This is a genomic window from Aminobacter carboxidus (assembly GCF_014863355.1).
GTDB lineage: Bacteria > Pseudomonadota > Alphaproteobacteria > Rhizobiales > Rhizobiaceae > Aminobacter > Aminobacter carboxidus.
This window is the reverse complement of the sequence record NZ_JACZEP010000007.1, coordinates 247,044-265,536: the sequence shown is the minus strand read 5'-3', so window position 1 is coordinate 265,536 and position 18,493 is coordinate 247,044. Positions and strand designations below refer to the sequence as shown.

Genomic DNA, 18,493 nt, shown 5'->3' with positions numbered 1-18,493 from the left:
CTCACCTCCCTGTGCCATGTGAATTAGCGTAACCTAATGTTATTCCTACGCATGCGAGGCAGCAACCGGTAAGTGGGGTCGGCGCCGGCACTCCCTCCGGACTTGCGATGGGCAACAACCGGCTGAGATTGCTCGGCTTGCGTGACCATCGCAACTGGCGGGGCGTGCGGGACGTGGCGGTCGATGTCGTTTGCATGCGACATCTGTGGCCCGCAATCGCGCACGCGCTGCGGCCGCTACGAGGAGATTTTCAGGAGTTTATTGCAGATATTGTGCAGAGGCCGAGTTGGCCCGGGGACCTACGGTTCGCCCGGTTCGGAAACGGTGAGGCTCACACCGCGTTGACAAACCCGTCCAGCACCTTCTTCTGACCGGCCTTGTCGAAGTCGATGGTCAGTTTGTTGCCGTCGATGGCCGAGATGTTGCCGTTGCCGAATTTCTGGTGGAAGACGCGGTCGCCGACACTGAAGCGTGAAGGCTCCGAGGCGACCGACTTGGCGATCAGTTCGCCATCGATGGTGCGGCCCTTGACCGAGCCGCGGCCGGCGCCGAAGCCGGAATCGGTTTCGCCATAGCCAATGCGTTCGACCGAATGGCCGGAGCGCGAGCCCCAGTTGCGATCGGTGGCTTCGGTGCGGTTTGCCTGCGCGCGCTGCCAGCCCGGCGTTGCATAGGTGTTGGAGAAGGACTTTTCGCCGACGCTGTCGAAGCGCGAGGCGCCATAGGGGTTCTGGCGGCCGCCGCCGTAACCGCCATAAGAATTGCCGGCATCTGCGACCTCGACATGTGCCTCGGGCAGCTCGTCGAGGAAGCGCGAGGGGATCGTCGACTGCCACAGGCCGTGGATGCGGCGATTGGAGACGAACCACAGATGCAGGTTCTTCTTGGCGCGAGTGAGGCCGACATAAGCGAGGCGGCGCTCTTCCTCGAGGCCCGAGCGGCCGCCTTCGTCAAGCGCGCGCTGGTGCGGGAACAGGCCTTCCTCCCAGCCGGGCAGGAAGACGGTCTCGAATTCGAGGCCCTTGGCCGAGTGCAGCGTCATGATGTTGACGGCGTCGAGGTCCTCGTTCTTGTCGGCGTCCATAACGAGGGCGACATGTTCGAGGAACGAGCGCAACGACTCGTATTCCTCCATCGAGCGGATCAGCTCTTTCAGGTTCTCGAGCCGGCCGGGCGCTTCGGCCGAGCGGTCGTTCTTCCACATGTCGGTGTAGCCGCTCTCTTCGAGAATGGTCTCGGCGAGTTCGTTGTGCGGCGTGTTGTCGAGCGCCTTTTGCCAGCGCTCGAAATTGGCTGCGACTTCGCGGAGCGCGGCACGCGGCTTGGGCTTGAGTTCGTCGCTTTCGGCGAGGTTGCGGGCGGCTTCGAGCATCGGCACGCCAAGGGCGCGCGCAGTGTCGTGGACCTGGCGGATGGCGGCTTCGCCAAGGCCACGCTTGGGAATGTTGACGATGCGCTCGAAGGCGAGGTCGTCGGCACCCTGGGCGACGACGCGGAAATAGGCCATGGCATCGCGGATTTCCTGGCGCTCGTAGAAGCGCGGGCCGCCAACGACGCGGTAGTTGACGCCTAGTGTGACGAAACGGTCTTCGAACTCGCGCATCTGGAACGAGGCGCGGACGAGGATCGCCATGTCGTTGAGGTTGTGCTTCTGGCGCTGCAGCTGTTCGATGGTCTCGCCGACGGCGCGGGCTTCTTCCTCGGAGTCCCAGGCGGCGTGGACGTTGACCTTGCCATCTTCGGGGTCGTTGCGATCGGTGAACAGCGTCTTGCCGAAGCGGCCCTCATTATGGGCGATGAGATGGGAAGCGGCACCGAGGATGTGGGCGGTGGAGCGGTAGTTGCGCTCAAGCCGAATGACGACCGCGCCCGGAAAGTCCTTGTCGAAGCGCAGGATGTTGTCGACCTCGGCACCGCGCCAGCCATAGATCGACTGGTCGTCGTCGCCGACGCAGCAGACGTTCTTCTGGCCCGGCGCGCCGGTTTCCTGGGCGAGCAGGCGCAACCACATGTACTGGGCGGTGTTGGTGTCCTGGTACTCGTCGACGAGGATGTATTTGAAGCGCTTGTGGTACTCTTTCAGCACATCAGGATAGGCGCGGAAGATGCGGATCGGGTGGCACAGAAGATCGCCGAAATCGCAGGCGTTCAGCGTCTGCAGGCGGTCCTGATAGGCCTTGTAGAGCTCGCGGCCCTTGCCGTTGGCGAAGGCGCGCGCATCGCCCTCGGGGATCTCGGCGGGACCCAGGCCCTTGTTCTTCCAGCCGTCGATCATCATTGCGAACTGGCGCGCCGGCCAGCGCTTGTCGTCGAGGCCTTCGGCCTGGATCAGCTGCTTGATCAGGCGGATGACGTCGTCGGTGTCCAAAATGGTGAAGTCGGAGCGCAGGCCTGCCAGCTCAGCATTGCGGCGCAGCATCTTGACGCCGATGGAGTGGAAGGTGCCGAGCCAGGGCATGCCTTCGACGGCTTCGCCGACAAGATGGCCGATGCGCTGCTTCATCTCGCGCGCCGCCTTGTTAGTGAAGGTGACGGCGAGGATCTGGCTGGGGTAGGCGCGGCCCTGGCTCAGGATATGAGCGATGCGGGTGGTGAGCACGCGGGTCTTGCCGGTGCCGGCACCCGCAAGCACCAGGACTGGGCCTTCGGTGGTCTCGACGGCGAGGCGCTGCTCGGGGTTCAGGCCCGTGAGGTAGTCGGGCGCGGCAGGCGCCTGGCGCGCGGCCATGGCACGCGCGGCGATACCGCTGGGCGCGGGCGTGCTGGCGGGCCGGGGCGGCATTGCGCCGGGCTCGTCGAAGAAGGGCATGTCGTCCGGAAAGTCTGACATTTGCCCCGAATGTAGTGATTCGGGGCGGAAAGGCCAGAAGCGTCTCTGTTTTGTTCTGGTTTGTGCCGGGGAAAGAGGCGGTTTTGCAGGGGAGGCAGGCGCTGCGGCGCTGCCATCGGCCGATCGACAAGCTCGACAAGCCCTGGCAGAAGAATGTCAGGGCAGTGCAGCTGTTCTACCGTCCGGTGACGGTTGTCGATGCCGTCGCCAGCTACAAGCTGCGCGACGACGCGGTGGTCAATGTTTCGGTCGAGAACCTGACCAACCGCTACTATCTCGATCCGCTCGCCCAGAGCTTCATGCCGGCTCCGGGCCGGACCTTCAGGGCGCGCCTGGCGATGAAGTTCTGAAGGTTTTTGGGTCGCTGCCTTGGAAGGGGGGCAGCCTTGACCCCTGGGCTGCGACAGGGTTAGCGTGGCTGACGGCTTGATGTGGCCGGCAGTCCGCGCCCTGCAAAGGGGTTTGGCGAACACATCGGACGCTTCCGTCACCTGATCCCGAGGGATGGTGAGAGCATCGGCAATGCGGGCACTGATGGGAATTCTCGCCACAACCAAAGGGTCGGAAAATCATGCGAACCTATCGTGACGCCAAGGTGATGGCGAAAGCCATGCGCGAGGCACTTGCCCAAAAGAGCCTCGACGTCAGCCACAGCGAGGCACTGGAGATCGTCGCCCGACAATTCGGCGTCGAGACCTGGAACATCCTGTCGAGCAAGCTGGATAAGGCCAAAGAGCCCGCGGCGGGTGCGGTGAGCTTCACCCAGCCGGTGCCGATCTTCCGCATTTTCGACGAGGACAAGGCGAGGGGCTTCTATCAGGGCTTCCTCGACTGCACCATCGACTGGGAGCACCGCTTCCACCCCGGCGCGCCGCTCTACTGCCAGGTGTCGCGCGGCGGCCTGAAGCTGCATCTGTCGGAGCATTCCGGCGACGCTAGTCCGGGCGCGACCGCCGTCTGCTACATGAAGGGCGTCGAAGCATTCCAGAAGGGGCTGATCGGCAAGGACTACAAATACAACCGGCCCGGCCTGGAGCAGCAGGACTGGGGGCTGGAATGCCAGGTGATCGACCCGTTCGGCAACCGCATCCGCTTCATGGAAAGCCAGGACTGAGAGGTGTTCGATGCGCCCGCGCAATGGTCGCGCGGGCGCTTTTCGCGATCGTACCGATCACGTAACAGTGAAACCAACTACATTTGCATACGCTAAACTCGCCGCCTGCCGAACCAGACAGGGAGCGAGAGATGACACGACCTGCCATCACCCAGGCGATGATCGATGCCTATGACGAATACACCCACCTGACCCTCGACCGACGCGGCTTCATGGAGAAGCTGACCAAGCTCGCCGGCTCGGGCGCGGCCGCAGCAGCCATCGCACCGCTGCTTTCGGCCAGCCAGGCGCAGGCTGCGATCATCGCGGAAGATGACAAAAGGCTGAAATCCGAAGACATCACCTATCCCGGCGGTGGCGCGGGCGAGATGAGGGGCTATCTCGCGCGGCCTGCCGACGCCACAGGCAAGCTGCCGACCGTCATAGTCATCCACGAAAACCGCGGCCTCAATCCGCATATCCGCGACGTGGCGCGTCGCGTCGCGCTCGAAGGCTTCGTTGCGCTGGCACCCGACTATCTATCGCCGCTCGGTGGCACCCCCGCCGACGAGGAGAAGGCGCGCGAGATGTTCGGCCAGCTCGACGCGGCGCAAACGGTGGCCAATGGCGTAGCGACGGTGGCGTTCCTGAAAGGCCATGAAGCCGGCAATGGCAAGGTCGGCGCCATGGGCTTCTGCTGGGGCGGTGGCACGGTCAACGCGCTCGCCGTCAACGCGCCCGACCTCGCCGCCGGGGTCGCCTATTATGGCTCCCAGCCGAAGGACGAGGCTGAGATCGCCAACATCAAGGCGGCGCTGATGCTGCATTATGCCGGCAAGGACGACCGCATCAACGCCGGCATCGACGCCTACAAGGCGGCGTTGGAGAAGGCTGGTAAGGAGTTCCAGGTCTTCGTCTATGACGGCGCCCAGCACGCCTTCAACAACGACACCTCGGAGGCGCGCTACAACAAGGAAGCGGCGGAACTGGCCTGGGGGCGGACGGTCGCCTTCTTCAAGGAAAAGCTTGCCTGATCAGGCAAGCGGCAAACGCGCGTCCGGCGCGCCTTTCGGCCGGCTTCAGGCCACGCCGCGCTTGGAGCGGGCCTGGCGCAGGATGACGCGCCAGCGCAGCATCTCGATCGGGATCGGCTTGTTGTTGTTGGCGATCTCGAACAGCTCGTTGTTGATGTTGCGAAGCGAACGCCAGAAATCATAGTCGCTGATGCGAGGGTCGCAGGCGAGCTTGTTGGCCGTTGCTTCGATGTCTGTGTGCATGCCTTGCCTCAAGCCGTCCGGTGCCCGCCGCCGCGACTCAACTTCGCTTGCGTGGATTGTCGGAGGGCAGCGAGGGGCGATCAACGAACCTCAGGCTGTGGCGTGGGTTATGAACAGGTAAGGTTAATCGCCTGTGGCCTTGAAGCCACTATGCGGGCTTGCCCCCGTCCGGGGGCCAGTATCAGCCCTTGCGCCTGATGCCGATCGAGCGGCCGGCGCGCTCGGGCATCGGCAATGCGGCATGCTCCGCCCGCATGGCATCAAGCGTGGCCATGATGTCTTGTGGGAAGGGAGCGACCTTCGGGCCGTTCATGTCGACATGGAGCGACAAGGTCTCTGACGTCGCCGACAACCAGCCGTCGATATGATGCAGTTCCTGGTAGACCCGGAAGCGTTTCTCGTCGTGGTCGAGCAGGTGGAAGGTCGCGGTGACCTTGTCGCCGAGGTGCAGCTCCCTGACGTAGCAGACGTGGATCTCGGCGGTGTAGGTGGTGAGCTTGCGGTCGCGGGCATAAGCGGCACCCAGCCCAAGCAGGTCGAGTGCCTCCTCGCCGCCGCGGTCGAACAGCACGTTGTAATAGGCCATGTTCATATGGCCGTTGTAGTCGAGCCAGGCTTTCTCGACGTCCATGACGCTGGAGACGAACGGTGCTGGCATGGACGATCCTCTTTGACTTGGCAGCGCCGCGCGTCCGGCAGAACGCGCAAAGGACGCTGTCACATTTAAGTTTGTGCATGATCCTTTTCCGAAAATCCGATTCCGGGGTCATGCACGGTGGCGCTGGACAAACTGTCAGGGCTGGCAGATTACCGCAGCATAAGGTGCCGGCAAGGCGGCAGGCTGTTCCAAACGCGGAGGAAAACATGGCTCTGAGCGACCTGAAGGCGATGGCGCGGAACGAGGAGGGGATCGCGGCTGCGCTGGGCATCCTCAAGCAGCAGTTCGGCGAGCGCTTCCAGACCGGCCAGGCGATCCGCGAGCAGCACGGCCACACGACGACTTACCTGCCCAACCAGGCGCCTGATGGCGTGGTGTTCGCCGAAAGCACTGTTGACGTGCAGGACGTGGTGCGGGTCTGCACTGAGCATCGCGTGCCGGTCATCGCTTTCGGCACCGGCACCTCACTGGAAGGTCATGTGAATGCGCCGGCGGGCGGCATTTCGGTCGATACCTCGCGCATGGACAAGGTGATTTCGGTCAATGCCGACGACCTCGACTGCACGGTTCAGGCGGGCGTGACGCGCGAGGCACTGAACAGCTATCTGCGCGACACCGGACTGTTCTTCCCGATCGATCCCGGGGCGAATGCCAGCCTGGGTGGCATGGCGGCGACACGCGCTTCCGGCACCAATGCGGTGCGCTACGGCACGATGCGCGAGAACGTGCTGTCGCTTCGCGCCGTGATGGCCGACGGCAGCGAGGTCGTAACCTCGCACCGGGCGCGCAAAAGTTCGGCCGGCTACGATTTGACCAGGCTTTTGGTCGGCTCTGAGGGCACGCTCGGCATCATCACCGAAGTGACGCTCAAGCTGCAGGGCATCCCGCAGGCGATTTCGGGCGGGGTCTGCCCGTTCCCGAGCGTCGAGGCGGCCTGCCAGGCGGTCATCACGACGATCCAGATGGGCATTCCAGTGGCGCGGATCGAGCTGGTCAACGCGCTGCAGATGCGGGCGATGAAGATCTATTCCAAGCTCGACTACCCCGAAAGCCCATGCCTGTTTCTCGAATTTCATGGTTCGGACGCCAGCGTCGCCGAGCAGGCCGAGAGTTTCGGCGAGATCGCGGCCGAATATGGCGGCGGGCCGTTCCTGTGGACCAAGGTGGCGGAGGAGCGAGCCAAGCTGTGGAAGGCGCGGCACGATGCCTATTGGGCGTCGCAGACGCTCAGGCCGGGCGCACGGGCTCTGTCGACCGACGCCTGCGTGCCGATCTCCAGGCTTGCCGAGTGCATCGCCGAGACTGAGGCCGACATTGAGCGGCTGGGGCTGATCGCACCGATCGTCGGCCATGTCGGGGATGGCAATTTCCACACGCTGGTGCTGATGGATCCGAACGATCCCGCCGACATCGGTCGTGCCGAGGAATTCGTCAAAAGGCTGGCGGAGCGGGCGATCGCCATGGACGGTACCTCGACCGGCGAGCACGGCATCGGCCAGGGCAAGATGGGTCTGATGGAGCGCGAGCACGGCCATGGCGTTGCGGTGATGAGGGCGATCAAGACCGCGCTCGACCCGCACAATATCCTCAACCCGGGCAAGATCCTGCCACTGGCAGAGTAGCCTTGTGGCGTTGACGACCGGGGGCGGTGCTGATAGTTCGGCGCCGTCCAACAAGGGATTTTATGCGCAGAGACTTCCGTCGCTGAAGCGTCGGCCCCGAGCCGACGACAGCCGAAAGGCAATGCATCGGCCCGAAAATCGGAACCGATTTTTGGAAAGCGCGATGCATCGATTTTGGCTGCAGAGCGTCCTTTGCGCGTCCGTTCGGACACGCGGCGCTCCGAGCGGGCGCTTGCGCGCCTTTCTCTGATACGCACATTCCCAGGATAAATTCCATGACACACATTCACGGCGCGGCCATCCGCGCCTATTGCGCCGCCGATCGCGATCGGCTCGCACAGGTCTGGCTCGAGGCTTCGCGCATCGGCCATCCCTTCATGTCGGAAGCCGAGTTGCTCGACCAGCAGGCCAGGGTTCGCGACATCTACCTGCCGCAGGCGGAAAACTGGGTGGTCGAGCTCGACGGCGAGCCGGCCGGCTTCATCGGCCTGATCGACGACTTCATCGGCGGCCTGTTCGTTGACCCGGCAGCACATGGTCAGGGCTTCGGCAAGGCGCTGGTGCTGCATGCCTTGGCGCTGAAGGGCGTCCTCGAACTCGACGTCTATGCCGAGAACGAACTGGCAGTCGGCTTCTACCGGCGGCTGGGGTTCATCGAAACGCTCAGGCGCGACGAGGATGACGAGGGCCGGCGCCAGGAAGTGATCCGGATGCGGTATCAGGCATAAGCTCGGCTTGACCCCACCCTAGTTCGGGCGGACAGTCCGGTTGCCCAGGTTTTGGGCAACCGGACTGTGACAGGCGAGGACCAGAAAATGGCGGTTTCCAGGAAGCAGGAAGAACGAGCCCTCAACGAAGACGAGTGGAAGCTGGTGCAGAATTCGCACCATCCGGTGGTGCAGGAGCTTTCAGATGTCGAACTGCGCGACCTGTTGAAGGCGGTGCGCGAACGGCGCGATCGCGCGCAAGGCGAAGCCAATCGCAAGCGCCGCGAGATGCGCGGCAAGGCAGCCGCCAAGGGCGCGCAGCCGGCGACCAAGGATCACGGCACCAAGGCAAAACTCGGCGTGCTGGCGATGAGCATGCGCAGGCTGAACGGAGAGCACGAGCGGCGACGCCAACTGGCGGCGCGCATCGACCTTGTCGAGAACGCGCGCCACGCCTTGGCGCTGAGCAAGGAAAAGAAGCCGGCGCGCGGCGCCGATTTCAACACGCGGCAGGCGCATCTCGGCATGCGCGCGATGGAGAACGCCAAGGCCAGGAGCCTGGTCAGGCCGATGGAGCGCGGGCGCCTGCGCAAGGCGGCGGCCGTATCCCAAGCCAAGCGCGACGCAAGATAGAGACTGTTGCTAACTCTACCCTGCCGGCCATCTGACGCGGTTTTCTCCGCTTCCGGTGCTCACGGACTAGAATGTCCGCTCCGCTCCGGTTCTCGAAAACCACGCCATATGACTTGGCAGGGCGAGTTATCAAGCAGTCTCTGGTCAACGCCACTGCTAGGCGCTTTTCACGGGATAGGGTCCGTGCGGCGTTGACGTGCTGCAGCGCACAGCCCAACATGCCACCAAATGACCACGCTCCTGCGCTTAGTCGCTTGGGACGCATGAAAGATTTGCCCGGAGGCAATGCTCGCTCGCCTGTTTGTCATATTCGGTGGACTGTTGGTACTGGCGCTGTGTGCGGCGCTGGTGGGGCCGTATTTTGTCGACTGGTCCGGTTACAAGGCCGAGTTCGAGCGCGAGGCAAGCGCCATACTTGGCCGCAAGGTGGTGGTGCAGGGCGAGGTGGTCGCGCGCATCCTGCCGTTTCCGTCGGTGACCTTCTCGGACGTGACCGTCGGCGGTGGAGCCGGCGGCAACGATGCGATGACCGTCGAGACGTTTTCGATGGACGCCGAACTGGCGCCGCTGCTGAGCGGCGAGTTCCTGATCTATGACATGCGGCTGGTGCGACCGAAGGCGATCATCGACGTCGCTGCCGACGGCGTTGTCGACTGGGCGATCCGCCCGTCGGCACCGTTCGACGCCAAGCAGATCTCGATTGAAAAGCTGACCATCACCGAAGGACAGGTGCGGCTTCGCCGCGCGGCGAGCGGGCGTGACCATCTGCTCTCGGAGATCAACACCTCCATCTCGGCCAAATCGCTCGCCGGTCCGTGGCGCGTCGACGGCTCGCTGCGTATCGACGGCCTGAAGACCCAGCTGTCGGTGGCGACCGGGTCCGTCGATCCGGCCGGCCAGATGCGGCTCAGGGTGCGCGCCACGCCCGATCGCTACGGCGTCGTCATTGAAGGTGACGGCAATGCCTCAATGGACAAGGGCAGGGCGCTCTATTCGGGCGGCTTCAGCGTCATCGAGGCGCAGGCTGAGCCGGTGGCTACAGCCGACGGCGACAACACCAAGGCGCCGGCCAAACCCGTCGAACCCGGCTTCCGGGTGAAAGGCAAGTTCGCGCTCGACCATGCCAGGCTGGGCGTCGAGGAATTCCGCTTCGAAAGCGGGCCGCTCGAGGATCCCTATACCGCCGAAGGTACGGCGGAGGTCAATCTCGGCGCCGACCCACATTTCGCCGTCACGGCCAATGGCGCCCAGGTGCGTTTCGACGAGGCGGTGGGCGGTGATCAGGCGGGCATCGGCTTTTCGGTTTCCGAGCGCCTGACGGCGCTTGAAAAGGTGCTCGTCGACCTGCCGCGGCCGACGATCCCCGGCACCGTCGATGTCGACCTGCCGGCCGTCGTTGCCGGCGACACCACGGTGCGCGACGTCAAGATGTCGGCCGAGCCCGGTGAGGGGGGATGGAAGCTCAAGTCGCTGGCAGCGACCTTGCCAGGCCGCACGCGGCTTGAGGCCGACGGGTTCCTGCGCACCGAAGGCACACTCGGCTTCGACGGGCAGATGCTGCTGGCGGTGGGCCAGCCGTCTGGTTTCGCCGCCTGGGTGGCCAAGGATGTCGACGAGGCGGTGCGCAAGCTGCCGGCGGCGGGGTTCAAGGCCAAGGTGGCGCTGACGCGCGAACAGCAGACATTCGACGACGTCGAACTTATCCTTGGCAAGGCGAGGTTCACCGGCGGACTGGACAGCATGCTGCCCGATGACGCCAGGTCATCGATGACGATGAAGCTCGATGGCGGTGAACTCGACCTCGACGGGTTGCGCGCCTTTGCCTCGCTGTTCGTCACCGACCAGGGTGCCAACCGGTTCAGCGATGCCGACCTCGACCTTGCGGTGAAGGCCGGACCGGTGAATTTTGCCGGTCTCAGCGCCGAAACCGTCGACACCGCGCTCAGGCTGCGCGATGGCGTTCTGGAGATCGACAAACTGTCGGTTGGCGGACTGGCCGGCGCGTCGCTGAGCGCCATCGGGCGGATCAAAGATTTTCCCAAGGCGCCCACCGGCAATCTCGACGCCTCGGTGGTGGCGGTCGACCTCGCGCCGCTGGTCGCGCTGGCGGCCAAGCAGGCGCCTGAAAACAAGTTGCTGGGCGGCTTGGCTGCACGCGCCGCAGCCTATCCCGGACTGTTGGCCGATGCGCGGATCGACTTCGTCGCCAGTGCCGTCGACAATGGCGACAAGACGACGGGAATAGCGCTTAGCGGGCAGGGCGAAGCCGGCGGGTCCGATCTGCTGGCGACGCTGTCGGCGCAAGTAATGCCAAGCGCGCTTGCAAGCTCACAGATGAAGCTCGAATTTTCCGCCCGCAACGAGGATGCAACCAGCCTGCTGGCACTGGCCGGCCTGCCGGTGCTGCCGCTTGGCATGACCGGGCCGGGCGAACTGGCGCTGACGGCCAAAGGTGCCGTGCAGAATGGCCTCGACGTGACCGCGAGCCTCAAGGGCGACGACGCCTCGGCCGGGTTTACCGGCATGGCGGCCGTGCGCGACGGCATTGCCAACCTGAAGGGCCGGGCGACGCTGCAGGCGACCGACCTCGAACCGTGGCTGATGACCTCGGGCGTGACCTTGCCGGGCATGGGAACCGGCACGCAAGTGGAGCTCGCCGCCGATGCCAGCCTGGGAGGCGGCATCCTGATGCTCGACAGGCTCGACGGCACCGTCAACCAAGGCGCGGTGGTCGGCAACCTCAAGGCCGAGCTCAACGAGGGGATGCCGCATCTCAGCGGTTCGCTGACGCTCGACGAGCTGGACCTCAGGCCGTTTGCGGAAATGACCCTCGGTGCGGCGGCCCTGGAAAGTGAAAACGGGGCATGGCCGACGTCGGCCTTTGCGCCGAAGCCGGTGGCGCCGTTCAGCGCCGACCTCGAAATCATCACCGGCACGCTTTTGGCCGAACCGCTGGCAACCGCCCATGACGCGGTGCTGGCGTTGCAGGTCGACAGCCAGGCGCTCAGGCTTTCCAACATCAGGGCCAAGCTGTTCGGTGGCGACCTTGGCGGCCTCATCGAACTCAAGAACAATGATGGCACGGCCTTCATTTCAGGCCAGCTGAAACTCGACGGTGCCGATGTGGCAGCAATTCCGGCGGGGGGCGAGATCGGCGGCAAGGGCAATTTCTCCGCGACCTTGTCGGGCAGCGGCAAATCGGTCGAGGGGCTCGTCGCCTCGCTGTCCGGTTCCGGCACGGCCGATATCGACGGGCTTGTCTTGTCCGGTTTCAATCCCGACGCCTTTGCGCCGCTGATCGCCAAGGCCGACGCGCTCGGCCGCGACATCAACGCGGCGCGCGTCGCCGAATTCGCGCCCGCTCTTGCCGGCGAAGGCAGCTTCACCGCCGGGAAGGCGGACATCGCCTTCACCCTTGCCGGAGGCATCCTGCGGGCGCCGCCGCTGACGCTCAAGAACCCGGCGGCGATGCTGAATGCCGATCTGCGCGCCGACCTCAATGACGGTGTCGTCTCGGCCCATGGTTCAATCACCTATGCGCCCGGCAAGGAAGAACTTGTCGGCTCGGAGCCGGCGATGAACTTCCAGATCGATGGCGAGCCGGGGGCGACGGTCAAGCTGTTCGACAGCGCGCCGATGGCGCAGTTCCTGACCCAGCGCGCGCTGGAAAAGGAACAGGCGCGCGTCGAGGCGATGCAGGCTGTCCTGCTGGAAAAGCAGCGTCTGCGCCGCGAGGCGCGCTATTTCGCGGCAGTTCAGGCTGAGCGCGAGCGCATCGCCGAGGAGGCACGGATAAGGGCCGAGGAAGAGGCCAAGGCGAAAGCCGAGGCAGAGCGGCTGAAGGCCGAGGAGGAGCGGCGCGCCGCCGAGGCCGCGGCAAAAGCCCAGGCCGACGCGGCCAGGGAACTTGCGCTTCGGGAGGCCGAGAAGGCCCGGCAAGCGGAAGAAAAGGCACGGCTTGAAGCCGAACAGAATGCTACGCTCGACGCGGAGAAGGCGCGGCTGGCCGCTGCCGAAAAGGCGCGACGCGAAGCAGAAGCGGCAAAGCCCGCACCGGTGTCCGAGATCGAACGCGCACCGTTGCCAGATGCCCGGCCGATGGCCGTGCCGGGTCAGGCGAGCCCGGCTGATCCGGATCCGGTTACCCCGGAAACGCCGGTGAAAAAGAAGATCGAGCCGCTCAGCCTCGACGATTTCTTCAAGTCGCTGCAGAGCCAGTAGGTGAAGATTCTCAGGCCGCGACGCTTGCCGCGCAGTCTCAGCCGAGCTTGGCCTTCTTCAAAATGTTATTGATGCGGCCCTGCCAGCCTTGCCGGTGGCCTTGAATTTGGCGATCACGTCGGGATCGAGGCGGATGGAGACGACCTGCTTGGGCACGGATTTCGCCGGGTACTGCCTCAAAAGTCATCATCAAGCGAGGCAAAGTCGAAGCCGTGCTTTGCAAGGTTGGCCAGCCGCTTTGGTTCGTCCCAGACGATCTTCATTAGTGCATTACGGCAACGGGTGCGGGGCGGCTTCAGAGAGGGTTGACTGAGGCCGCGAGCTTGGCCTGCTCCAGCACGAATAGCCGGAGTGCCGAGGACAGGTTGGCCTCGCGCGGACGCTGGGCGTCGACTTCGGCGACGAGGGCAGCCAGCGTCATGTCGCGCGCCGCCGATATGGCGACGAGGTCGTCGTAAAACGGTTTTTCGAGCGAATAGCTGGTGCGGTGGCCGCGGATCGTCACCGAGCGCTTTTCGACGAGGCTCACCGGTCGGATTTCTCGGGGTCACGCTCGCGGCGGTGGCCGTCGACGAATTTGTCGGCGCGCTCGGAGGTCAGCTGGTCGCGCTGCTTCTCTGCCTTGGTGCGGCCGTGCAAGGTGCGATTCTGCTCGGCAAGCGTTTCGCGCTCGGTCCGCGCCTTTAGCTTCTTGAACTGGCGGAGATTGACGATGTCGGCCATGCGACCTCGCCCGGGGCTACTTCTTGCGGAAGGCGTCGAGCGAGACGACGTCGGCGCCCTTGCCGTGGGCCGGCTCTTCGACGGCTTCCTTTTCGGCAGTGCCGGCCTTCTTCTTCGGTGCGGGCTTGCGCTCGGCCGGCTTGACCACAGCGATCGGCTCAGGCTTGGCAGCCACCTCTTCGGGGGCCGTGGCAGCCTCGGCCTTGACCTCGAATTCGAGTTCGAAGTTGACCGAAGGATCGTAGAAGCCGCGCACGGCGGAGAAGGGGATTTCGAGCTTTTCCGGAACGTCGGAGAAGGACAGGCCAACTTCGAAGCCGGTATCGGTGACCTTGAGGTCCCAATACTGGAACTGGATGACGATCGTCATCTGCTCGGGGTAGCGCTCATGCAGACGCGAGGAGATGCGCACGCCCGGCGCGCCGGTCATGAAGGTGATGAAGAAATGGTGGTTGCCCGGCAGGCCTGTGCGCGCGACTTCCGCCAGGACCTTGCGCATGACGCCACGCAGTGCCTCCTGGGCGAGAATGTCGTAGCGGATCTGGTCTTCGGCCATATGTAGATGCGGGTCCGATTGAATCGTCCCCTACCTGTAATCAAGCTTGAGGCCGGCGTAAACCGGATATAACGCCGTATTTGAGGATTGGGATTCCAACCGGCACGCGGCTGAAAGATGACGGCCGAAACCGACATCCATCCAGTCTTAAATCAGACTGGGCGTGGCTTGCCGTAGGCGCGCAGAAAGCAGCGCACGGCGTTGGTTGTCGCGGTGCGCAGCTGCTCTTCTGAGACGGTGTCGCCGAAGATCAGCGCCATCTGCAGATCGGCATTGACCAGGGCCAGGAACTGGCGCGCGGCGACGTCGGGATCGTCGAGGTCGAGCCAGCCGGAAAGGGCGAGGCGGGCGAATCGCGCGGCAAGGGCTGCCCAGGTCTTGGCCGGGCCATGTTCGCGCCAGCCGGCAAACAGATCGGGATAGCGCTCGCCTTCGGTCTGCAACAGCTTGCGCAGGAACTTGCCGTCGCGGTTGCACATGCAGTTCTGGTTGAGCCGCACGGCAAATTCGATCAGTTCCAACTCGAGGTCGACCGGCTTGTCGGGGAAGGTGGCCAGCGTTTCAAACACGCCTGCGTTGATGCGTTCGGTGATTTCCCGGACTACCGCGACCAGCAGGTTCTCCTTATCGCCATGGTGATTGTAGACGGTCTGACGCGACACGCCGGCCTCGGCGGCGATGAGGTCGATGTTGGCACCGGTGAAGCCTTCGCGACAGAAGACGCGGGCCGCGGCATCGAGGACCGAGAGGCGCTTGGCGGTGTGGCTGCGGGCAACCGCAATGTCAGGAGCGATGGCAGGTGTCATGGAATTTTTATATACAGGTGATTGACGATTTGGACAAGTCTGTCTAAAAATATTGACGCAACATTGAGGTGCTGGTTCGGGAGGAGTCGGAATCTCGGGTTGCCAAACGTCCTTGGATTACACGTCGCCGTGTTTTCATGGCGGAAACCAGATCCGAAAGAATCAAAGCCATGACACCCCAATTCTTCCGCGTAGCGGTCGTGCTCGGCCTTTTGTCGGCCATCGGTCCGTTTGCCATCGACATGTATCTTCCCGCGCTGCCGACGATCGGCGCCGACCTTAATGCCGGCACCGCTGCCGTGCAGATGAGCCTGCTCGTCTTCTTCCTGGCGATGGGACTTGCGCAGATCGTCGTCGGCCCGATCTCCGACATGATCGGCCGCAAGGCGCCGCTCTATATCGGCCTGGTGCTGTTTGCCATCGGCGGCGTGGGTGCTGCCCTTGCGCCCAACATCGAATGGCTGATCTTCTTCCGCGTCGTGCAGGGCCTCGGTGCCTCGGCCGGCATGGTGGTGCCGCGCGCCATCGTGCGCGACCTGCATACCGGTACCGAAGCAGCGCGGTTGATGTCGCTCCTGATGCTGGTGTTTTCGGTGTCGCCGATCCTTGCACCGCTGACCGGTTCGCTTGTCATCGAAGGCTTTGGCTGGCGCGCCGTGTTCTGGGTCGTCACCGCAGCCGCAGTGCTTGCCATCGTGCTGTTGTCGACGTCGCTCAAGGAGACACGGCCGCTGGAACATCGCGCCGAAAGTTCGGTGGGCAGCGCGCTCAGCGGCTACCGCTTCCTGCTCGGCGACCGCAATTTCCTCGGCCTGACCTTCATCGGCGGCTTCGGCATTGCCAGCTTCTTCGTCTATCTCGCCAACTCGTCGTTCATCCTGATCGACCACTACGGCCTGTCGCCGTCGGTCTACAGCGTGTTCTTCTCGATCAATGCGGTCGCCTTCATCGGCATGTCGCAGCTGACCGGATTGCTGACCGAGCGCTTCGGGCTCCAGCGCGTGGTGCGGGTGGCGGTGGTCGGTTACGCCACGATGATGGTCATACTGCTTGCCGTGTTCGCCTCCGGCGTCGACCGCCTCGACGTGCTCGCCGTGCTGCTGTTCATCGGCTACGGTTTCCTCGGCCTGGTCATCCCCACGACCTCGGTGCTGGCGATGGAAGAGCATGGCGAAATTGCCGGCACGGCATCTGCGCTGATGGGCACGCTGCACTTTGCCACCGGCGCTGTCGCCATGGCCGTGGCCGGCCTGTTCTTCGACGGAACGCCGCTGCCGATGGTCTTCGGCATCACCATCTCCGCCGTCATCGCCTTCGTGTTGGCGCAGGTAACGCTCGGCCGCAAGCGTGAAGTGGCCGTCGAAGCGCCCGCGGAATGAAATCGGGCGGGGCCGGGCATCTGTCCGGCTCCGATTCATTGCGTGTTCACGCCATCGTGAGTACCCCGCGCGCAATGCTTCGCCTGCTTGGCGTTGTCTTGATATCGGCTTGTTTACCTATGGGCCGGTAAGTCTCCCCCAAGACCACCTGAAGTAGAGCGGCGACGCCCGAGGCCAGCGAATAGATTGCAGTTCATCCCTTCCGCCTTGCTGCTGCTTTTTGCAGTGACGTTTTTCTGCATCTGGCTGATCGAACGCCAGCGCCGGCAGTTACTGCTCTTTGCGCTGTCGTTCCTGGCCTTTGGCGTTGCCACCTTCATGCAGTTCGCACTGTGGCCGTCTGACATCGGCTACAACACCATCATGACCTCGACGCTTTATTCCGCCGGGCCGCTGCTGCTGGTCGAGGGCGTGCTTGCGCGCTCCGGCAGATCAATGCCGCGTGGCGAGCACGCGGCATGGTTCGCGGCCATCGTCGGCACCTTGCTGTGTTTCTACTATGTCGAGAACGACCTGCAGGTGCGGGTCTATGTGCTCAATCTCGGCATGGCCTTCATCTTCTTGAGCGGGGTGTGGAAGATCAGGCAGCAGATGCGTGGCGGTGTCCTCGACCGGGCGGTGCTTTGGCTGCTGTTTGGCCTGGCTGCGACGTTCATCGCGCGCACGCTTTTGACCGGCAGCTCGGTTCCGAAGGACAACATTCCGGAGTTCTTCCAGTCGGACTTCTGGATCTGGGCACAGCTCACCATGTCGGTGCTTGGCGTCGCGATGGGGCTCGGCCTGCTGGTCGTCGCCAGTGCCGATGTCATTTTGGCGCTGAAGGCCGAGCGCGACAGCGACCCATTGACCGGGCTGCTCAATCGCCGTGGCCTGCAGGGCAGGGCGCCACGGCTGCTGGCGCTCGGTCGCCGCCGGCCGCTCAGCATCGTTGCCTGCGACATCGACAGCTTCAAGAGCATCAATGACCGCTTCGGCCACGCCGCCGGCGATGCCGTGCTGCAGACCTTTGCCCGGATCGTCAAGGCACAGATGCGGGCCGGCGATGTCGCGGCGCGTACTGGCGGCGAGGAATTCGTCATCGTGATGAAGGACGCGCCGGTGGGCGACGCGTTCACGCTGGCCGAACGGCTGCGCCGGATGATTGCCGACACGCGCTTTGCCGGCCTGCCGGCGGACTTCGCCGTCACCTGCAGCTTCGGCATTGCCGAGTTCCACGGCGGCGAAGGGCTCTGGGACGCCATCGGCCGCGCCGACAAGATCCTCTACGCAGCCAAGCGGGCCGGCCGCAACCGCACCTTCGCCGAAGGGCTGCAACTGCCGAACGCCGCCTGATTCGCCGGCTCAGGTCGTGGTGGCGGTGTCGAGCAGGAAGGCGAGGCGCTCGGCGACAGATGTCTTGGGCACCTCGACGAGATCGTAGCCACAGGCGGCGTAGGTTTCGGCCATGCTGGCGTAGGTGCGCCGCGCCTCGTCTTCGTCCTGCTTGCGCTCGCTGTCCTGGGTGAAAATCTCGGGCCAGTGCGGCAGTATGAACACCTTGCGGTTGTAGCGAAATTCTTCGGCCGCCTTCTCGACATGCGCCGGCACCGGCAGGCTGACCAGCCTGAGATAGCCGATGACGTCGGGGACGCCCCGGTCGAAGAAGACGGGGCCGGATGTCGTTGCGGCGATGGCGTGCGAGCGTATCGCCCACGACAGCATGAGTTCGGCAAACAGCGCGCGGTCGTGCCAGGGCAGGGCGGTGCCCGATATCGCCATCTGATCCCTGATGATGCCGCGGCCGGCTTCGACCGAGGTGGCAAAGCCATCGGCCGCGAGGCTTTCGATCAATGTTGTCTTGCCCGAGCCGGGGCCGCCGGTGAGCACGAAGAAGCGGTTGGAATCATGAGGCACGTAAGGTCTCCTGACGAAACGGAGCCGGCCATGGGTAGACCGTCGATGCCCAGGTGCAATGATCTGGGCGCCGAGTCGGTTAGGACGTACGACAT

18 protein-coding genes and 1 pseudogene are annotated in these 18,493 nt (G+C 64.2%); 9 read left to right on the top strand and 10 right to left on the bottom strand.

The genetic code is table 11. The annotated features are described in order from the left end of the window. Positions 1–331: 331 nt before the first annotated feature. Positions 332–2,830 carry an ATP-dependent helicase gene (locus tag IHE39_RS21710; RefSeq protein WP_192567928.1) on the bottom strand — a complete coding sequence of 833 codons (2,499 nt, stop codon included), beginning with the start codon at positions 2,828–2,830 and terminating at the stop codon, positions 332–334. A gap of 83 nt (positions 2,831–2,913) precedes the next feature. On the opposite strand from IHE39_RS21710, the gene IHE39_RS21705 reads away from it, so the two are divergent. The 3 genes from IHE39_RS21705 to IHE39_RS21695 all read left to right on the top strand — a co-directional run bounded on the left by IHE39_RS21705 (position 2,914) and on the right by IHE39_RS21695 (position 4,957). Next, positions 2,914–3,180 carry a TonB-dependent receptor gene (locus IHE39_RS21705; RefSeq protein WP_210327656.1) on the top strand — a complete coding sequence of 89 codons (267 nt, stop codon included), beginning with the start codon at positions 2,914–2,916 and terminating at the stop codon, positions 3,178–3,180. A gap of 221 nt (positions 3,181–3,401) precedes the next feature. Next, complete coding sequence (locus IHE39_RS21700; RefSeq protein WP_192567926.1) at positions 3,402–3,944, top strand: glyoxalase superfamily protein; 543 nt, start codon at positions 3,402–3,404, stop codon at positions 3,942–3,944. A 131-nt stretch (positions 3,945–4,075) separates the two neighbouring features. After that, a complete protein-coding gene (locus IHE39_RS21695) occupies positions 4,076–4,957 on the top strand; it encodes a dienelactone hydrolase family protein (RefSeq protein WP_246485594.1) in 882 nt (293 codons plus the stop codon). A gap of 45 nt (positions 4,958–5,002) precedes the next feature. On the opposite strand, the gene IHE39_RS21690 is transcribed toward IHE39_RS21695, so the two are convergent. Both IHE39_RS21690 and IHE39_RS21685 read right to left on the bottom strand, forming a co-directional pair. Beyond that, the gene (locus IHE39_RS21690; RefSeq protein ID WP_184767161.1) at positions 5,003–5,200 is read right to left on the bottom strand and encodes a hypothetical protein; all 198 of its coding nucleotides are present in this window, start codon (positions 5,198–5,200) and stop codon (positions 5,003–5,005) included. Between the two features lie 181 nt (positions 5,201–5,381). Continuing rightward, positions 5,382–5,858 (bottom strand): thioesterase family protein, encoded by a 477-nt coding sequence (locus IHE39_RS21685; RefSeq protein WP_246470511.1) that lies wholly within the window; start codon positions 5,856–5,858, stop codon positions 5,382–5,384. A gap of 206 nt (positions 5,859–6,064) precedes the next feature. On the opposite strand from IHE39_RS21685, the gene IHE39_RS21680 reads away from it, so the two are divergent. The 4 genes from IHE39_RS21680 (at position 6,065) to IHE39_RS21665 (ending at position 13,041) form a co-directional block, all read left to right on the top strand. Continuing rightward, positions 6,065–7,480: an FAD-binding oxidoreductase gene (locus tag IHE39_RS21680; protein WP_192567925.1), complete on the top strand. Its 1,416-nt coding sequence runs from the start codon at positions 6,065–6,067 to the stop codon at positions 7,478–7,480. Positions 7,481–7,755: 275 nt separating this feature from the next. Then, on the top strand, positions 7,756–8,208 hold the full coding sequence (locus IHE39_RS21675) for a GNAT family N-acetyltransferase (RefSeq protein ID WP_192567924.1): 453 nt from the start codon (positions 7,756–7,758) through the stop codon (positions 8,206–8,208). Positions 8,209–8,295: 87 nt separating this feature from the next. Then, positions 8,296–8,820, top strand: a complete 525-nt coding sequence (locus tag IHE39_RS21670; RefSeq protein WP_184767164.1) for a hypothetical protein — start codon at positions 8,296–8,298, stop codon at positions 8,818–8,820. A gap of 285 nt (positions 8,821–9,105) precedes the next feature. Then, the gene (locus tag IHE39_RS21665) at positions 9,106–13,041 is read left to right on the top strand and encodes an AsmA family protein (RefSeq protein WP_192567923.1); all 3,936 of its coding nucleotides are present in this window, start codon (positions 9,106–9,108) and stop codon (positions 13,039–13,041) included. A gap of 57 nt (positions 13,042–13,098) precedes the next feature. Here the strand turns inward: IHE39_RS21665 and IHE39_RS21660 are convergent, their stop codons facing one another. The 6 genes and pseudogenes from IHE39_RS21660 to IHE39_RS21640 all read right to left on the bottom strand — a co-directional run bounded on the left by IHE39_RS21660 (position 13,099) and on the right by IHE39_RS21640 (position 15,126). Further along, a complete protein-coding gene (locus tag IHE39_RS21660) occupies positions 13,099–13,197 on the bottom strand; it encodes a BrnA antitoxin family protein (RefSeq protein WP_434781330.1) in 99 nt (32 codons plus the stop codon). A gap of 23 nt (positions 13,198–13,220) precedes the next feature. Then, positions 13,221–13,304, bottom strand: a pseudogene (locus IHE39_RS31275) (BrnT family toxin); the annotation flags it as partial. A 32-nt stretch (positions 13,305–13,336) separates the two neighbouring features. Beyond that, positions 13,337–13,570: a ribbon-helix-helix domain-containing protein gene (locus tag IHE39_RS21655; RefSeq protein WP_184767166.1), complete on the bottom strand. Its 234-nt coding sequence runs from the start codon at positions 13,568–13,570 to the stop codon at positions 13,337–13,339. Beyond that, positions 13,567–13,764 (bottom strand): DUF4169 family protein, encoded by a 198-nt coding sequence (locus IHE39_RS21650; protein ID WP_184767167.1) that lies wholly within the window; start codon positions 13,762–13,764, stop codon positions 13,567–13,569. The genes IHE39_RS21655 and IHE39_RS21650 overlap by 4 nt, the downstream gene beginning before the upstream one ends. A gap of 16 nt (positions 13,765–13,780) precedes the next feature. Beyond that, on the bottom strand, positions 13,781–14,320 hold the full coding sequence (locus tag IHE39_RS21645; protein ID WP_192567922.1) for an SspB family protein: 540 nt from the start codon (positions 14,318–14,320) through the stop codon (positions 13,781–13,783). Between the two features lie 152 nt (positions 14,321–14,472). Continuing rightward, positions 14,473–15,126 (bottom strand): TetR/AcrR family transcriptional regulator, encoded by a 654-nt coding sequence (locus IHE39_RS21640; RefSeq protein WP_192567921.1) that lies wholly within the window; start codon positions 15,124–15,126, stop codon positions 14,473–14,475. Between the two features lie 170 nt (positions 15,127–15,296). Between IHE39_RS21640 and IHE39_RS21635 the strand changes: the two genes are divergently transcribed. Both IHE39_RS21635 and IHE39_RS21630 read left to right on the top strand, forming a co-directional pair. Beyond that, positions 15,297–16,505 carry a multidrug effflux MFS transporter gene (locus tag IHE39_RS21635; RefSeq protein WP_192567920.1) on the top strand — a complete coding sequence of 403 codons (1,209 nt, stop codon included), beginning with the start codon at positions 15,297–15,299 and terminating at the stop codon, positions 16,503–16,505. Between the two features lie 186 nt (positions 16,506–16,691). Further along, positions 16,692–17,837: a GGDEF domain-containing protein gene (locus IHE39_RS21630; protein ID WP_192567919.1), complete on the top strand. Its 1,146-nt coding sequence runs from the start codon at positions 16,692–16,694 to the stop codon at positions 17,835–17,837. 9 nt (positions 17,838–17,846) lie between these two features. Here IHE39_RS21630 and IHE39_RS21625 read toward each other — a convergent pair whose 3' ends face one another. Then, positions 17,847–18,398, bottom strand: a complete 552-nt coding sequence (locus IHE39_RS21625; protein ID WP_192567918.1) for an AAA family ATPase — start codon at positions 18,396–18,398, stop codon at positions 17,847–17,849. Between the last annotated feature and the right edge of the window lie 95 nt (positions 18,399–18,493).

What these genes read in the sequence shown, in the direction of transcription:
- IHE39_RS21640 (WP_192567921.1), bottom strand. Translation starts at nt 15,126, where the DNA reads ATGACACCTGCCATCGCTCCTGACATTGCGGTTGCCCGCAGCCACACC.
- IHE39_RS21710 (WP_192567928.1), bottom strand. Translation starts at nt 2,830, where the DNA reads ATGTCAGACTTTCCGGACGACATGCCCTTCTTCGACGAGCCCGGCGCA.
- IHE39_RS21685 (WP_246470511.1), bottom strand. Translation starts at nt 5,858, where the DNA reads ATGCCAGCACCGTTCGTCTCCAGCGTCATGGACGTCGAGAAAGCCTGG.
- IHE39_RS21680 (WP_192567925.1), top strand. Translation starts at nt 6,065, where the DNA reads ATGGCTCTGAGCGACCTGAAGGCGATGGCGCGGAACGAGGAGGGGATC.
- IHE39_RS21650 (WP_184767167.1), bottom strand. Translation starts at nt 13,764, where the DNA reads ATGGCCGACATCGTCAATCTCCGCCAGTTCAAGAAGCTAAAGGCGCGG.
- IHE39_RS21695 (WP_246485594.1), top strand. Translation starts at nt 4,076, where the DNA reads ATGACACGACCTGCCATCACCCAGGCGATGATCGATGCCTATGACGAA.
- IHE39_RS21635 (WP_192567920.1), top strand. Translation starts at nt 15,297, where the DNA reads ATGACACCCCAATTCTTCCGCGTAGCGGTCGTGCTCGGCCTTTTGTCG.
- IHE39_RS21665 (WP_192567923.1), top strand. Translation starts at nt 9,106, where the DNA reads ATGCTCGCTCGCCTGTTTGTCATATTCGGTGGACTGTTGGTACTGGCG.
- IHE39_RS21670 (WP_184767164.1), top strand. Translation starts at nt 8,296, where the DNA reads ATGGCGGTTTCCAGGAAGCAGGAAGAACGAGCCCTCAACGAAGACGAG.
- IHE39_RS21690 (WP_184767161.1), bottom strand. Translation starts at nt 5,200, where the DNA reads ATGCACACAGACATCGAAGCAACGGCCAACAAGCTCGCCTGCGACCCT.
- IHE39_RS21700 (WP_192567926.1), top strand. Translation starts at nt 3,402, where the DNA reads ATGCGAACCTATCGTGACGCCAAGGTGATGGCGAAAGCCATGCGCGAG.
- IHE39_RS21675 (WP_192567924.1), top strand. Translation starts at nt 7,756, where the DNA reads ATGACACACATTCACGGCGCGGCCATCCGCGCCTATTGCGCCGCCGAT.
- IHE39_RS21645 (WP_192567922.1), bottom strand. Translation starts at nt 14,320, where the DNA reads ATGGCCGAAGACCAGATCCGCTACGACATTCTCGCCCAGGAGGCACTG.